The 16683-nt window shown below is 38.8% G+C and carries 14 protein-coding genes; 2 read left to right on the top strand and 12 right to left on the bottom strand.

Annotated elements, in window-relative coordinates; all coding sequences use genetic code 11:
• Positions 1-48 precede the first annotated feature (48 nt).
• Complete coding sequence (locus V7S74_RS02620) at positions 49-1494, top strand: tetratricopeptide repeat protein (protein ID WP_406777214.1); 1446 nt, start codon at positions 49-51, stop codon at positions 1492-1494.
• A 245-nt stretch (positions 1495-1739) separates the two neighbouring features.
• On the opposite strand, the gene V7S74_RS02615 is transcribed toward V7S74_RS02620, so the two are convergent.
• The 6 genes from V7S74_RS02615 to V7S74_RS02590 form a co-directional block, all read right to left on the bottom strand.
• Positions 1740-3113 carry a sensor histidine kinase gene (locus V7S74_RS02615; RefSeq protein ID WP_406777213.1) on the bottom strand — a complete coding sequence of 458 codons (1374 nt, stop codon included), beginning with the start codon at positions 3111-3113 and terminating at the stop codon, positions 1740-1742.
• Between the two features lies 1 nt (position 3114).
• The gene (locus tag V7S74_RS02610; protein WP_406777693.1) at positions 3115-3792 is read right to left on the bottom strand and encodes a response regulator transcription factor; all 678 of its coding nucleotides are present in this window, start codon (positions 3790-3792) and stop codon (positions 3115-3117) included.
• Positions 3793-3794: 2 nt separating this feature from the next.
• Positions 3795-4262 (bottom strand): pyrophosphohydrolase domain-containing protein, encoded by a 468-nt coding sequence (locus V7S74_RS02605; RefSeq protein WP_406777212.1) that lies wholly within the window; start codon positions 4260-4262, stop codon positions 3795-3797.
• A 160-nt stretch (positions 4263-4422) separates the two neighbouring features.
• Positions 4423-4905 carry a helix-turn-helix domain-containing protein gene (locus V7S74_RS02600; RefSeq protein WP_406777211.1) on the bottom strand — a complete coding sequence of 161 codons (483 nt, stop codon included), beginning with the start codon at positions 4903-4905 and terminating at the stop codon, positions 4423-4425.
• Positions 4906-4984: 79 nt separating this feature from the next.
• Positions 4985-5833, bottom strand: coding sequence for a CvfB family protein (locus V7S74_RS02595; protein ID WP_406777210.1), 849 nt, complete (start codon positions 5831-5833; stop codon positions 4985-4987).
• A 45-nt stretch (positions 5834-5878) separates the two neighbouring features.
• On the bottom strand, positions 5879-6697 hold the full coding sequence (locus V7S74_RS02590; RefSeq protein ID WP_406777209.1) for a 2,3,4,5-tetrahydropyridine-2,6-dicarboxylate N-succinyltransferase: 819 nt from the start codon (positions 6695-6697) through the stop codon (positions 5879-5881).
• A 503-nt stretch (positions 6698-7200) separates the two neighbouring features.
• Here V7S74_RS02590 and gap point away from each other — a divergent pair.
• Complete coding sequence (gap, locus tag V7S74_RS02585) at positions 7201-8193, top strand: type I glyceraldehyde-3-phosphate dehydrogenase (protein WP_406777208.1); 993 nt, start codon at positions 7201-7203, stop codon at positions 8191-8193.
• Between the two features lie 46 nt (positions 8194-8239).
• Here gap and trmB read toward each other — a convergent pair whose 3' ends face one another.
• The 6 genes from trmB to V7S74_RS02555 are packed head-to-tail and all read right to left on the bottom strand — an operon-like array spanning position 8240 to position 16574.
• The gene (gene trmB, locus V7S74_RS02580) at positions 8240-8899 is read right to left on the bottom strand and encodes a tRNA (guanosine(46)-N7)-methyltransferase TrmB (protein ID WP_406777207.1); all 660 of its coding nucleotides are present in this window, start codon (positions 8897-8899) and stop codon (positions 8240-8242) included.
• Between the two features lie 8 nt (positions 8900-8907).
• Positions 8908-10167, bottom strand: a complete 1260-nt coding sequence (locus V7S74_RS02575) for a bifunctional folylpolyglutamate synthase/dihydrofolate synthase (protein WP_406777206.1) — start codon at positions 10165-10167, stop codon at positions 8908-8910.
• Between the two features lie 7 nt (positions 10168-10174).
• Positions 10175-11047: a hypothetical protein gene (locus V7S74_RS02570; RefSeq protein WP_406777205.1), complete on the bottom strand. Its 873-nt coding sequence runs from the start codon at positions 11045-11047 to the stop codon at positions 10175-10177.
• A gap of 3 nt (positions 11048-11050) precedes the next feature.
• Positions 11051-12037 (bottom strand): HU domain-containing protein, encoded by a 987-nt coding sequence (locus tag V7S74_RS02565; RefSeq protein ID WP_406777204.1) that lies wholly within the window; start codon positions 12035-12037, stop codon positions 11051-11053.
• Positions 12038-12039: 2 nt separating this feature from the next.
• Entirely contained in the window at positions 12040-13704 is a 1665-nt protein-coding gene (locus V7S74_RS02560; protein ID WP_406777203.1) for a TonB-dependent receptor, read from the bottom strand.
• Positions 13705-13709: 5 nt separating this feature from the next.
• A complete protein-coding gene (locus tag V7S74_RS02555; RefSeq protein ID WP_406777202.1) occupies positions 13710-16574 on the bottom strand; it encodes a tetratricopeptide repeat protein in 2865 nt (954 codons plus the stop codon).
• Positions 16575-16683 lie beyond the last annotated feature (109 nt).

Here is a 16683-nt window from a genome sequence, read left to right as displayed (position 1 = left end):
TACAGGCTCGTATGAAAATACGAGCCTTTTTTTTAATTAAATAAAACAATGAAAAAACTACTTTTATCCCTGTTTACGGTGGCTTTGGCGATGAATGCTTCATTTGGCCAAGCAGAAAAAGCATTAGTTGATGCACAAAAGAAAAGCATCAGCGACGCAATTAAGAAATCTGACGAAGATGTAAAGAAAGCCCCTACAAAAGCTCGTTTATGGTTGACTCGTTCTCAAGCTTATTTGGATTTAGCTTCTTTCCCTGATTCAACATTCGCTTTAACGAATCCAGAGGCAGCTTTCCAAGCTTTGGAATACGCTAACGAAGCTATCAAATTAGACACAAAAGACGGCAAAAAAGGTTCTGTAGCAAAAGAAGCAGACCAAATGATGGTAGAGAAGAAATTCTCTAACGCTTTCTTAAACATGGGTGTAGTGAAATACCAAGGTAAAGACTATAAAGCTTCTTTACGCTACATGTCTAAAGCTTCTGAAGTAGCTCCCAATGACACCATTACAGCGATGTACACTGGTGTAACGGCGCAATTATGCCAAGAAGATAAGATTGCTCAGGCAGCTTATGAAAAATATATGTCTATTGGCGGTAAAGACTTAGCCATCCTGTATGGTTTGTCTCAAATCTACAAAAACAACAAGGATGAAGACAAAGCTTTAGGTATTATCGAAAAAGCCATTTCAATTTATCCAGCAAACAAGGACTTGAAAGGGGAGAAGTTCAATATGTTAATTGCTTTCAATCGCATCGATCAAGCTATTACACAATTAACTCAAACAACTGCGAATGATCCTAAAGATGGTATTTCTTGGTTAAACCTAGGTTTATTATACGAAAACAAGGTTTCAGGTATAAATGATGAAATCAGAAAGATTCAAGATAAATCATCTAAGGTACAAGAAGTAGAACGTCGTTTGACTGCTCAGAATGATCAAATCTCTGCTTTCCAAGATGAAGTTAAGCGTACAAAAGCGAAGTTGAAAACAGCAACGACACCGAAGGCAAAAGCTTCAGTCAACTCACAAGTGGCAAGTTTAGAGGCTAAAGTGAAGGATTTAAATGACGTATTAAAAGGTATTCAAGACGAGAAAGCTGCAGCTGTTGCTGCTGCTGGTGATGCTGCTGCTAACAAGGCTAGAATCGATGAATTGTCTGCTAAAGTGAAGGAAATTCGTACAAACTTGCCTACTTATTATACAAAGGCATTAGAAGCTGATGCAAACAATTATGACGCTTTATATCAAATGGGTGCATACTATTATAATGACGCTGTAGAAATCAAACGTCAGGTGAATAGCATGGATATGAACGAATACAAGAAGACTGGTAAAGATTTAGAAGCTAAATTAGCCGTTAAATACAATGAGGCTTTGCCGTACTTTGAGCGTGGATTTAAAGTGAAGAAAGACGAAGACTTGAAGGAAATCTTGAAGCAAGTATATCGTGAATTGAAAGACGAAGCTAAATTAGCTGAGTTAGAGAAATAAGTCACTAGTTGAGAGTCGCTAGTCACTAGTTGATAATGGAAAGGGCTGCTTAGAAATAGGTAGCCCTTTTCTTGTGGTTTATATTCTATTTAACATAATATAAATTATATAACATTTAGTCGCTAGCTGTCAGTCGCTTGTCTAGAGCGGTTTAATTATATATTCTCTCAGTATTCTAGTGACTCTCGACTAGAGACTAGAGACTAGAGACTAGCGACTAGCGACTAGTGACTAGCGACTAGCAACTAGTGACTAGCAACTGAGAAGCTCACCGTAAACTCCGTAAACGAATCAGGCACAGAAACTACAGAGATTTGGCCATTGTGAAGTTGAATGATGCGTTCTACGAGTGATAAACCAATGCCATAACCCTTAGAGGATGCGGTATTTTCGCCTCTAAAGAATGGTTGGAAGATATAAGGTAAATCGTTCGCTGGAATGCCTTTTCCTTCGTTTTTGACGAAAATTTGAATGGAATTACCGGAATTTTTGAAGCTAACTTGGGCTGATTTTGAAGGGCTGAATTTGCAGGCATTCTCCATTAAATTCTTCAAAGCCGTTAAGATGAGCTTATCATCGCCTTTTACCAATAACATTTCTTCGTCCTCTGGCATGTGTGAAGTATCGATGCTGACCTTGTAAGCGCTGTTTAGCTTTTGGGTTAAGCTTCTCGCTTCCCAAAGTATTTCATCAATTCTCCACTCATTAAAGCCCGCCTGGCTGTCAGAAAGGCTTAGTTTGTTGAGTTCTAAGAGTGATTCAGTGATGGCAGCTAAATCCTGGGTGTCTTCAAGTACCGAGCTGATGGTTTTTTTGTAATCACCTGTTTCTCTTTCCTTTAGTAAACTCACTTCTAATTGGGAAGAAATTTTGGTTAATGGATTCTTTAACTCGTGCGAAACGTTAGCGATGAATGTTTTTTGCAATTTAAAGGCGTTTTCGATACGTTCTAGTAGTCGATTGACTGTAGACACCATCTTCCCTATTTCGTCCTCAAAATCAGGCGATTTCAGGCGTTCTTCTAGACGTTTTGGTGATAACTTATCTACTTGTTGGATTACTTCTGAGATGGGATTAACGGCTTGTCCGGCAAAAAACCAGCCTGAGAGCACTACAATGAGGATAAATAAGAGGAATAAGGCGATGAGGATGTTCTTTAGATCTTTGGCATTTTCCGCGGAATACTGATCTACAGCACCTGCAAAAACGACCAAACGACCTTGTGGTGTCGCAAAAACGGTTCCTAAAACCTCGATATCCTCGCGTTGGAAGCGTATTTCTTGCTTTTGGCGTACTTGTTTAATTAAATCTACATCAATATGTAAATTGATACTATCGTTTGAAGCATAGATACGTTCGTTGCATAAATCATACACTAAAATGCTTTCTCGGTACAGTAAATCACGGTTTGTTTGACCGATGATCCCCATTAATTTGGAGTCAACCTGGTTTACGTTGACTAATAACTGGGCAGTGGTGTTCGCTTTTTGGCGTAAACGACTATAAAATTTATCCTTGTAATTTTCTTGAGTGAAAATGTAGATAATGAAATAAGATACGAATAGAATCGCAGAAACGAGGTAGGTAAACTGATAAGTCAGCCTGGATCTAATCTGCATTTTATTCGTTTTTTAAGATATAACCTCTGCCAAATTGGGTGTGAATTAACTTACTCGCAAAGCCTTTATCGACTTTCTTACGCAGGTAATTAACATATACTTCAATCAAATTGGAGCTATTTTCATCTTCTACTTCCCAAATATTCTCCGCAATTTGTGCCTTCGAAATAACCATCTCTTGGTTACGAAGGAAGTATTCCAATAGTTGAAACTCCTTAGAAGTTAAGTTAATCGACTGACCAGAACGAGTTACTAATTTGGAAATAAGATCCATTTCTAAATCAGCAAATTTTAACGTTTGGGCGTCTAATTGGGTTTGGGAGGAACGCTTTAATAAGGCCTTTATGCGAGCTAAAAACTCCTTGAAATCAAATGGTTTACCTAAATAATCGTCAGCACCTGCCTCAAAACCAACCAATTTATCATCCGTTGTACTCAAGGCGGTGAGCATTAATATGGGGGTTTGAATCCCCTCAGCTCTTAATTGTTTACAAAGTTCAATACCATTGATACCTGGTATAATGATGTCGGAAACGATTAATGAGTAGGTATTTCTCAAGGCTAATTGCTTCGCGATGGTACCATCATAAGCTACTTCTACCTCATAGTTGTTCTCTTCTAACCCTTGTTTCAAGGATTGAACCGTTTTCGGTTCGTCTTCTATGAGGAGTATTTTAATCATTATTTTAAGATAGATAGTAGATCTGCAGGCGAGTAATTGATGGATTTCAATACTTTATTATCTGAAATACGATAGACCTTCCAAACCCCATTCTCTTCCTTAATTTCTGCCTCTGTGCCATCTTTATCCCGGTAAAATTTCACCGTATTTTCGGCTTCTTCTAGGCTAGCGCATGCTTTGGACATATTAGAACGTTGCACCTCATTGAATAATTCGACGAATTTTTCACCCATTCCAAACTCTAAAACAGCCCCTGATAATACATATTGTAAGTCACAAAGCGCATCTGCAATCTCTACAATATCATTTGCTGCAATGGCTTCCTTTAATTCATCCAACTCCTCTGCTAGTAAACTAACGCGTAGATTACAACGTTCAATTGCAGGGATTGTGGGTTGAGCTAAAATAGGAGCTCCAAAAGTCTGGTGGAATTGCGCCACCTGGTTTAATGAATCTAATTTTTCCATATCAATCATTCAATTTATTAAAATTAAACAATTAATCGGGCTCTTACAATATGAAGGGAAAGGTCGATTTTCGAAAATACAATTGTGCACAAGTGTGGATAACTTGTGGATAACTTTAAGAGATTATGTGGATAAGTCCCGTTTTGTTTACATTCCTTAATTACAAAGGTTTGCTTTCGGTGAATGTTCCATCAGTATAAAAGATCAATACTCGCTCAATTTTCTTAGCTAGGTGTGCGGTTGTAGCAGGTGCTACTGCTGGAACCACCGTTTTTGGACTGCTTTCTCTAGGCCGTCTGAGATTCGATTGTACGATCGTTTGTTCAGCTAAAGAATTTTTAGGCGATTCTGAGGCGCTAGGAATTACGGCATCAAAAAGTGAGGGAGTAACAGATGTCGGAGTGCTTGTCACCTTGGGTGCAGAAACAGTAATTGACAAATCTCTTTTATCGTCTAATAATTCCTCTGCAGGAATTTCAGGGAAGGCGATGAGAATCTTTTGTACAACATCTAAGCTAGGTTTGTTTCTCCCTGAAAGAATATGAGAGATACTGCTACGAGGAATACCTAAGGTATCAGCAAATTGAGAGGCACTTAGTTTCTTTGCCTGAATTAACAATTCTATTTTAGCGCTTAGATTCATTTTTGTAAACAAGATTGTTGTATTACAAAATTAACCAAAAGCGAATTATTTACAAATCTTAATTCAAGAAAATATAAGTTTACAAAAGTGACACACAATCAGAGTGCAATGTAATCAGTTTACTTTTGTACAAACCACCAATCGCCTTTTTGAAGTCCTTCTTCGACATACCTAATTGATCATAGATATCTTCAGCAGGGCTTTTATCATGCAGGTAAAGCACGCCATTATTATCTTTAATTGCCTGCAATACTTTCTCCACTTGTGAATCCAAACGCAACCTTCCTACCGGTTCCAAACGTAAATCAAGGCGTCCATCTTCACGTAAGTTTTCGATGTACACAAATGTACTTTGGCCTAATATTACATTTGTAAATATTTCATTTTTGAATAGCATCCCAATTTTACAATTGTCAACCAAGCATTTTATACCTAAGTCTGTGTATTCAAATGGAACAGCTTCGATCTTAGTTCCTGCTGCAAAGCGATTCTCTTCGTCTTCAATAAAAGCAGGTAGGAAATTCTCGATTCTAGCTGAGGCTACGATTCGATCTGTTTGGGCATCTAAATAAATATAGACTAGGTAGGATTTCCCAACCACCATTTTTTGGTATTGCTGGCTAAATGGAACAAAAAGGTCTTTTGCTAATCCCCATTCTAAGAAAACGCCCAAAGGAGTAACGGATTTTACTTCTAAATAAGCGAACTGCTTAATCGTTGCAAAGGGTTTTAATGTCGTTGCAATAATTCGGTCTTCTGAATCACGGTAGATGAATACATCTATATAAGCATCGATTTCATACGTTTCAGGCACGTATTGCAAGGGTAATAAGATTTCGTCCTCATAGCCATCTAAATACAGGCCAAAAGGTACTTCTTTAATGATGCGAAGATGATTGTACTCACCAATTCTTAATTCATTTTCCATAAAAAAAGCCCGGCTATAAACCGGGCATTAATTCGTTGTGATGTGTTAAACGACTACGTTATTCTCTCTTAACGCTTGGTTAAGCGAGGTTTTTAAGTCTGTACTCTCTTTTCTTTTGCCAATAATTAAAGCGCAAGGAACGCCATAAGTACCTGCAGCAAAGGTCTTTTGGATACTACCAGGAATCACTACTGAGTTCTCAGGTACATAGCCGATGTATTCCACTGGTTCAGGGCCCGATACATCGATAATCTTAGAAGACCCTGTAATGGTTACTCCAGCGCCTAAAACGGCTTTTTTGCCGATATGTGCTCCTTCCACTACGATACAACGTGAACCAATAAATGCTCCGTCCTCAATAATCACTGGAGAAGCTTGAGGTGGTTCTAAAACGCCGCCGATACCCACACCACCACTTAAGTGTACGTGTTTACCGATTTGCGCGCAAGAGCCAACTGTTGCCCAGGTATCTACCATGGTTCCCTCATCTACAAAAGCACCAATATTTACATAAGAAGGCATCAAGATCGTTCCTTTCGCTAAGAAAGCACCATAACGGGCTACAGCTGGAGGAACCACACGAACACCTAATTCTTTGTAGTTTGATTTTAAACGCATTTTATCGTGGAATTCGAAAATACCCACTTCTGATACGGACATTTGGCGAATAGGGAAATACATCACAATAGCTTTCTTAACCCATTCGTTTACTTGCCAGCTTCCATCTGCCTTAGGCTCAGCCGTGCGTAACTCGCCTTTGTCTACTAAATCAACGACTTTTTCAATCGCTTCGATCGTCTCAGCTTGTGAACGTAGCTCTGTATTGTCCCAAGCGGCGATGATTATTTTTTCTAGAGAATTCATAAAAATGGTATGCAATAAATGAAGATGCAAATTAATCAAAAAAGCCTTGGCTTCCCGAGATTGGACGAAATAAAATACAGGTCCATTGCCTAGAACACGGGAAAATGCTCTAAAATTCAGGATTAATTTAACTTTAACTTTAATAAGTCATTTAACTGATTATCAATCAGTTGCACTCGATTGCAAAATAATATTTCGGTAAATTTCGCTAGAAAATTAGCTAAAAAGACAAGTGACATTCTGTCACTCTCCTACCCCATCGATCTAGAGCAATGATTTCTTATACAAATATGCGAAATATTTTTGAATAAAAAACGTATCCGAGTGATTTTTATGTAAAAATCATTTAATTAGCAATAAAGCTAAATTAAAATATCCTGATTTACTTTTGTAAAATAGGCCTTTTAAACGTTTAATAACGTTTATTTAATCCTATGGTTCTTGGAATAATACATTTTAAATGCTATATTTGGTCTTTGTATGAAATCAAATTAATTTATTCAATGAAAAAAATTAAAGTTGCTATTAATGGTTTTGGTCGTATCGGTCGACTTACTTTCCGTCGTTTATTGGAAAAAGAAAATGTGGAAATCGTTGCTATTAACGATTTAACTGACAATGCTACTTTGGTACACTTACTAAAGTATGATTCAGTTCACGGTCGTTTTAATGGAACTGTTACTTCTGATGCTGACAGCATTACTGTTAATGGTAACGTGATTAAGGCTTTCGCTGAGCGTGATCCTAAGCAATTGCCTTGGGGTGCTTTAGGAATTGATGTAGTTTTAGAATCAACTGGTCGTTTTATCGATCAAGATGGTGCTGGACAACACTTAACTGCTGGTGCTCGCAAAGTAATTATCTCTGCTCCTGCTAAAGGTGATATTCCTACAGTTGTTTTAGGTGTTAATGATGATACATTAACAGATGACATGACAATTATCTCCAACGCTTCTTGTACTACTAACTGCTTAGCTCCAATGGCTAAGGTATTAGATGATGCGTTTGGTATCGAAAAAGGATTTATGACAACTGTTCACGCTTACACAGCGGATCAGAATTTACAAGATGCACCACACTCTGACTTGCGTCGTTCTCGTGCTGCAGCTTATTCAATTATTCCTACTTCAACTGGTGCTGCGAAAGCAGTAGGTTTAGTTTTGCCTCACTTAAAAGGTAAATTAGACGGAAACGCGATGCGTGTTCCTACACCAGATGGATCTGTAACTGACTTTACAGTAGTTTTAAAGAAAGAAGCTACAGTGGCTGAAATTAATGCTGCTTTAAAAGCGGCTGCTGATGGTCCAATGAAAGGTATCCTAGAATTTACAACTGATGAGATCGTTTCTATCGATATTATCGGAAACCAACACTCTTGTATCTTAGACTCTAAGTTAACAACTGCGATGGGTAACCTAGTGAAAGTGGTAGGTTGGTATGATAACGAGTTTGGTTATTCTTCTCGTGCAGCTGATTTAATCGCTCGCGTAGGATAATCTGATTAGCTTAAATTGAAAAAGCCTCTCGAAAGAGAGGCTTTTTTTATTTAGTGTTAGTAGCTCTGAGGTAGTTGATGTTGAAACCTTTTTCGTAGAACATCTCCTCAAATCGAGTTTTGATGCCATAATGATCATCCATCCATTCGGAGGTATACAGATCATTCGTTTTGGCGATAATTTTCCAGTCATTCTCCGCAAGTGATCCTTCTGAAAATTCAAAGAAGGGCAAAGAATCTGTTTTTAGGTGTAACACTCCACCTGGCTTTAAAATCCTTTTATAACGGTTCAAAAAGGTATGGAAGGTAAGTCGACGTTTCTCATCGCGATCTCGTAGACGGGGATCTGGGAATGTAATCCAAATTTCGTCAACTTCGTTTTCCGCAAAATGCTCATCAATCACTTGCATATGAATGCGCAGAAACGTCGTATTCGTTAATTCCATTTCCCGAGCTGCTCTTCCTCCTTGTGCTAATCGATCTCCTTTTACATCGATTCCCACAAAATTCATATCCGGGAAAAGCTTTCCTAATCCATTGGTATATTCACCCCTGCCGCATCCAAGTTCTAAAACTAGTGGGTGGTCGTTTTTAAAGTAAGCTGATTTCCATTTGCCCTGAAGATTTCCCCATATGGGTTTCGGGCTTTGGATGACATTGTCTAATTCGATAGCCAAATTGTATTTGGCTGTTTTTCGTCTACTCAATTTGAACGCTAATTAAAATTTATTTCACCTATTAAATACGTGCTCCCGCAAATGAGAATTCCATCAGCCGGACCTGCTACTGATTTAGCACGCGCTATAGCTTCGTTTACGTCGGTAATGACTTCTCCTTGAAGGCCTTTTTCCAAGGCAAGTTTTTGTAAGTCCAAAGCTGAGATGGCTCGCGGATTATTCGCTTGGGAAAAAAAGTAGGTGGCTTCTTTAGGGAATAAGGACAAGACGGAGTTTATGTCTTTATCAGCTACCATTCCTAGAATGATATATACATGGGAGAAGGACTCTTTTTCAATTTGTTGAATGATCTCGCTAACTCCGCTATTATTGTGACCAGTGTCGGCAATGATTTTAGGTCTATCACCTAAAATTTCCCAACGGCCTTTCAAGCCAGTATTTAATCGAGTTTGTTCGATTCCAGATTTGATTTTGGCCGCCTCCAAAGGAATGATGGATTGAATCTGCTCACACCAAGCTAGTACGCCTCGAATGTTTTTTTGTTGGTATTGTCCTTGATAGGGACTTTTGATGGTCATTTCTCCCCAGGTGGGACTTGTAAATGTGAATCCAGAGGCGCCTATCCGATCAGCTGCAAATTGTAGAGGGGCGTTGACGGATGCGGCTTTGGCCATAAAAACCGCTGACGTTTCCTCTTGCTTTTCGCTAATCGTAACCGGAGTATTGTTTTTAATGATACCCGCTTTTTCGGACGCAATTTTCTCTAATGTATCCCCTAGTAAATCCTGGTGGTCAAAACTAATGTTTGTAATCAAGCAAGCCAAGGGCCTAATGATATTAGTCGAATCCAATCTTCCTCCTAAACCTGTTTCAATGATGGCATAATCCACTTTTTGTTCCTTGAAATAGGAGAAAGCCATGATGACCGTCCATTCAAAAAAGGAAGGTCGTACTTTTTCAATCAGGTGTAGGTGCTCCGTTACAAAAGCAGCTACCCATTCCTCAGGGACCTCGTTACCATTTATTTTTATCCTTTCCGTGAAGGAGTGCAAATGTGGAGAGGTATATAATCCCACCTTAAATCCATGTTCCTGTAAAATAGAGGCCATAAAATGGGAGGAACTCCCCTTTCCATTTGTTCCGGCTATATGCAATGATTTAAAGGAATGCTCTGGATGACCAATCAGGTCACAAAGTGCTTCAATGTTATCTAAACCTGGTTTATAGGCCTTTGCTCCTTCTCGGTGAAAAACGGGAAGCTGTGCATACAAAAAGGAAATAGACTCTAAATAATTCATGGAATGCCTATCTTTCTCCTACTCGGAAGGTGATAGACCCGGTCGCTTCCTTTGGACTAGGTCCGGAAGAGGTTTTGATGAATTTTGATTTCTCGATGGCTCTTTTGTATTTCTGTGCCAAAGAATTAGAGAATGAGTTCTCCGCTATCACTAATTTGATAATATTACCGTCTTCATCGATTTTAATCGTAAATCGAATCATACCCGTTTCGCCTGTATCGTCTTTTACATTTGGACGATTAGCAATTCTCCAGCCGGAGATATTTACCGAAGAGCTACCAGAGCCCTCGCCAAAGCCTCCGTTGCCAGAATAGTTAGTTGAATTATTGATGGTTCCGTTTCGGCTTCCCTTGTCTCCTATTTTACCTGCATCAGGTCCATTCGAATTTCCTCCGGGATTCGGATTCGTGCCTCTGGTTCCGTTACTCGTAGTTTTCTTTTTAAATAAAGCGCCTTCGTCGATCTTTTCCTCTGGTTCAGGTGTTGGTTTGGTTGAAACCACGGCAGTCTTTTTCGTATTCTCTGAAATACTAACAGGGCTTTTCACCACCGATGAAATAACCGTTTCCTTTGAGCTAGGTGTTGGCTTCGCTTTCGTTACAGAAGCTACTTCTGTTTCTTTCTCTGCCGGTTGAGACTCGTCATTATTAGGAAGGTCACTCGCTTGATTATAGGATTGAACGTTTCCGCCACCTTCATCATCTGTCCCATAATTCACTTCGAAACCTGGTTCAGGCAATTCCAGCTTCATTTCTTCGGCAGACCAAATTTTCGCATACCAAAACAGTAAAAACAACAACCCTTGAATCACGAGCGTGATCGCTAACGCTTTGCGTTGGTTTTGTTTTTCTACTCGTTGTTGTTCGATGCGTTGGTTCATTTCTTATAGTGCCTTATAAACCCAGATATCAACTTTCTTTGCTGCCTTCAATTCTGACGCTTTCGCATAACCCGCATCCATAGAATGCTCCGTTCCAAGTGAAATTCGATAGAATTTCGTCTGTTCATTTTTTAGAATAATCTCAGCTTGATTGAAACCACGTGATTTAAACTCTTTTAAGCCTTTTTCCGCCTGCTTCAAGGATTGAAAACTAGCCGCTACCAAGTAAATGACGTCCTCATCATTAATTTCTGGCGTATTCAAAGGTGCTACGACAGGTTCTTCAATTGTTTTAACAGATAAAGTATCCACCACCGCTGGAGCAACCGTTTTCGCGGGAGCAACGTCTACCTTTTTCTCGATTTTAATCGGGTTTAGGGAACTTTGCGATTGATTCGTGGCAGGTGCTGTTAAAAAGAAGGCACCCAATCCACCTATTAAAAAGGCTAATAAGGCATATACATAAACTGACTTGGTCAATTTTACCTGTTGATGTCCTGTAGAACTGATTTCTGGTAAATCTTCAGTCGTAATGGCTGGAATAAGTACGGGTTTCTTCTCTACTCGCGCAGGAATTTGCCCTAATCCTACTGGAAATAGGCCAAAAACAGATAAATCAGCATTAAAGTCTGGATTAGGCAAATATGAAATACGATTTTCTTGATTCAGTGTAAAGGTACCTAATACGCCTAATTGAACTGTACCGGAAGAGGTTAGTTCGCTTTTTATACGTTTGCTTAGCTCAGCAATCTCTAATGACGCTTCTTTCAATGAAATGGCTCTTTTCTTAGCCCATTCCGTACTTAATAAGCGATCATCCGTTTTAAGTTTCTCATTAAATGCCACATACTTTTTCTTAGGATAAATTTTTCCCTCCTGTTCATTGAACGTAAAGTCTTTTGCATTTACAACGAAACCACCCAATTGCGGAATAATCACGCATTCGTTTTCGTATAATAAGTGCTCAAGAAAGGAATAAAATTCAGTCATTATTAGAATGAGTATGCTAGAGTTGCTGTAAAGTTAAAACCTTGTGTCGGATAAAATAAATATCGTTGGTAATTTTTTCCTAGGATATTATTTGCTGATAATGAGGCAGTGAATTTCTCCGTAATAGCATACTCCCCTTTTACATTGATATCTAGGATGTTATCCAAGGTGCTTGCTTTTTGAGTTCTTGGATTAAATCCATAAAGGCCACCTAAATAATATAGCTCAGGTAATACGTTGAATTTTGGAAGTACTTTAATCGTGTTTTTTAACGCGATTTGGATATTAGGACGGTGGTAGGCGTATAATAAGTTTCCTAGGTTAGCGTAATTCGTATATTGAACATTCAGGTCGGATTGAATTTTATCTGTAATGGACATCTTAACATCTGCTTGTAGATCTAGCACTGAAATAGCGGCATCTGCATTTGAATAAGTTATATCGAATTGGGATAAGTCTGCAGCAGATGAAGTAAAGAAGGCCATTTTAGTATACTCACCGTAGGAAGCTTTTAATTCATACGATACGTTTCTTTCATTGCTACCCATTAATCCACCTGAGACCATCCATTTTTGCTGCGTATTTTGAAGCGTTACAGCTTGGGTTAACCAAGGGTTAATTTGTAAGCTGCTGTGGTAAGAATTGAATTGGGTATTTCCTTCTAGGCCTGCAAATAATCGGATAAAGTCATTTGCTCTATATCGAACTTGTACATTCGGATATAAGCGTAGTTCATCATCTTGTACTGCATTTAATCCAGCGACTAGGTTCAAACGAGGTAAAACATCGTATGAAATGCTAGGCTGTAAGCGGAAGAATTGGCGATTAGTGGAGGTGTTGCTAGTAAAATTCGAAAGGATAGCTTCCCCATTAACACGTAAGGCAAGTCCTGAGCTGATGGCATAGCTTGATCTCACATAGTTTTTAAATAACCATTCTTTAGGAGCAAGATTCCCAGATAAAGAGGAAAACTCAGTGCCCGCTTGGTAGCTAAACTTCTTACCTTCTGTTGCGCTATAGATGTCGCCGTTGAACTTTAATTGGTCATAATGAACTCCATAGGCATCTTCAGGTGTATTCGCCGGGAAGCTTTCTTTGCCATAGAAATTAGTGGCCGTACGGCGGTAATCAAGCGCCCCTTTTAATAAGGCTTTTGACCAAAGCGATTGGCTATACACCTTTACTTCATTCTCAGAACGGCTAGAAAAGGCATTATCCGTAGGTCCGTTCGAGTTTGCATCGTGGTTGATGTAAATTCCTCTTGATTCTTTTTCAGTCGGATTATAGCCAAAATGGCCATTTAGAAGGTTGTGGCCGTAATTACCCGCTCCGATTTTAATGGAGTTTTTTGCCTTAGCGCCGTAAAGAGATTTTAAATCCTCTCCTGCTCTTGGGCCTATAATGTTCGTTTTAATGCTCGGCAATAAGAGGGATTGCGGCTTATCGATCGCAAAATCATAGTCTATTTTGTGATCCTTACTGTAATCCGGTACTTCATTAAGTGCTTCGAAAGAGCGACTCATCGTAGGTTGCACTTCGATTTTACGCACTTTTTCAGTAACGAATTCTTCGTTTTGAATGGTACCTTCCTTCTTCTGTTGACCATAACTTATCATGGAAACCAGGCTTAATGAGGATGCAATTACGATCTTATATGGGAATCTCATATGCATTATTTAGGGAAATAGGTTTTCAAAAGGGCTTTTGCTGCTTCTACGCTTTCTTTGTCCTCTGAATTATCAATGATGGATTTTAAGGTAGCTCTTGTTTGAGCTAGGTTTTTCAACTCGAATAAGTTTTTAGCTAATAAGAGATAGGCCTTACCTAAGGTGGCATCTGAAACCTCTGCAAACTCATTTCTGAATTTATCTAGGATCATTTCATTCGAGGTGGCATAATTTCCTTTGGCATTATTTAATTGAATAATATCGAGGTACAATAAGGCAGCTTGTTCTACGCTTTCAGCCTCTTTTCCTGCACTTGCTTGGAACTCTTGGTAGGCAATCAGGGCTGAATCTAATTCACCAAATTTTAGGTAAGATTCTAAAATGCGTTTGTTTGCGCGTTGAATTACGGTAGAGTCAACACCTTTCTCTTTTAATAGACGGTAATGACCGATGGCTGGTGTGTAAGCTGCTGAATCAAATTCGATATCAGCTACTTTAGCAATCACTGAGTTAAGCGAAGGATGAACGTTTTGCTCAATCACCTTTTTATAGAATTCGAAAGCTAACGCCTTGTTATTTGATCTATTCGCTGCATCTGCGATTAGGTAGGTTACTTCACTTACGCGTTCATCTGCTGGGAAGTGAGCCACGAAGTTTTTCAAAGGTTCGATTGCCTTATCGTATTTCTCCCCTAAATAGATTCCTTTAGCAGCTTGGTACTCTAAATCTATTTTTTCCTCTTCATTTAAGTTCCCATTTTGGTACATACTTAAATAAGCCGTCATTTCCTCTGGTCGCCCTACCCCATTCAATTCTTCCTGTAAACCAGCCACTGCATCTTTGGCAAATGCCTCTTTTGCATACTTTTCAATCACGATTTTATAATCAGTGATCGCTTTTTCTGGTTGTTTCGCATTTGAATACGACTGAGCTCTTTTCAGAATCGACTCAGCGTAGTATGGACTATTTGGTTGATTATTAATCAGTTCGGTGAAACCATCAATCGCCTCTTGGTATTTGCCCGTGCGGAAGGATATCAAGTTTTCTTGGAAGCTAGCATCGTCTCCAAACTTCGTGTTCGGATACGACTTCTTTAATAATTGGAAAGTTGCTTTGGCTTCTGCATCGCGTTCTAAATAGACAAGCGTGATCCCTTTTTGGTACAAAGCATAGTCTTTTTCCGTTTTAATATTTTCGATAGCTTGATTATAATAGGTCAAAGCTTCGCTGTAGTTTTTTGCAACTAAATAGGTGTCTGCTAGACGTAAAAGCGCGTTAGCATTCGCTTTGCCTGTTGGATTAGCCTTTAATTGATCTACATAGGTTTTAAAGTATGTATTCGCATTCGTGAATTCCTTAACAGAGAAATAGGCATAGGCGATACCGATGCGGTTTCTTTGTAAGAAATCCGATGAATGTTTTCCACTTAGTAATGGCTTGTAGATCTGAATGGCTGCTTCAAAGTCTTTTAATTGAGAAAGACATTCCGCTTTACCGAAGGAAGCTTCGTCTGTCAAATTTTGATTCGCAGCCTGTGCAATCGCTTGATCGAAATAAGTAATAGCCTCTTTGTATTGCTCCTGATTGTAGGCCTTGATTCCTAAATTATAGGTTAGGGTTTGATAGGCTACTTTCATCTCTTCTGACACTGGAATGCCTGATTTGATAAGTGTTGTCGCTGGTTTTAAGGCAGGTAATTTAAGGATGGCATCTGCCGCAAAGCTTTGGTAAGCTGCAGTGAATGAACTTTTCGGATAGGTTTTCCCAAATCGCTCAATGGCCAAAAGACTCTCAGACCACTTACCTATATCCACAGAAATAGAGATCGATTTAAATTGTGCTTCTTCTTGTTGTGAAGCATCGAATGCTAGGGCACCTGATTGAGTGAAGCTGGCAGCAGCTTCCATTTTCTTACCTAGTTTTAAATTGGCTAATCCTTGCAGATAATAGGCTTTTTGGCCTAATGAATCCTGTTTTAATAGACCCGATATGGCTTTGATTGCCTCTTCGAATTTATCTACTGAATACAAGGCATAGCCTTTTTTATAGCTGGCTGCCTCATTTTTATGTTCTTTTAAATAATCATCAAAGCTTTTAGCTGATTTTGCGTACAAGCCTTTCTTGAATTGAACCTCGGCTACTAATAAGGCCAAATCCGGATGTGTTGAGATGATAGGCTCCGCATATTTTAATAATTCATCCCATTGAGCCGTTTGTTGGTAGGAAGAAATTAACCAATAAGGTAGGTCTTTGCGGTATTTTGAATGGCCGTTGGACTTTTTGAAATCAGCAATCGCGTTTAGGTAGTTTTTTTGCTGGTACTGAATAACACCCGCATAATAGGCTGCAGAAAAGGCATATTCCTCGTCTGGATCTGTTTTTACTTCATTGAATAAGGCTAATGCATTTTCAAAATCCTTTGTCTCAAAATAGGCAACCCCTAATTTATACCGAGCCTCTACATTCCCCAAAGAGGAATTTTCTAAGTAGCGAATGGATTTAGCGTAATTAGCGATATCATAGAAGTACAAACCTATTTTTCTGAACAATAAATTACTCTGAGGGCTATTCGGGTGATTTAAGTTAAAATGATACCCTAAAACGTCAATTTCTGGTTGATTTAGATAAAGTGAGCATAAAACTTGGTAGTATTCCGCTAGAATTACCTCATTTTTTTGCCCATCCGATTGTCTGCTTACATAATTAGCAAATTCTTCGCGCGCTGCCACATAGTTTGCCGCTTCAAAATACTCTTTCCCCTGATTGAAATGAATCAAGCTATTCTCAAAGGCAATGGATTGCTGGGAAAATGACGAGAAAGTTAGCGAAAGAAATAAGACGAGGAAGTAAAAGGATGATCTAAATACCATAGGTTTATTGTCAATTATCACGACTAAACAATAATACGATTTTTATGTTAAATAATTGTCTAGTGATTTAGAATTATTTGGAAAAAAATAGCATATGCTAGACTATACG

The organism is Aquirufa novilacunae (assembly GCF_045310505.1).
GTDB classification, from domain to species: domain Bacteria; phylum Bacteroidota; class Bacteroidia; order Cytophagales; family Spirosomataceae; genus Aquirufa; species Aquirufa novilacunae.
Note: the sequence above shows the minus strand (reverse complement) of the source record. Positions and strands in the feature narration are given on the sequence as shown.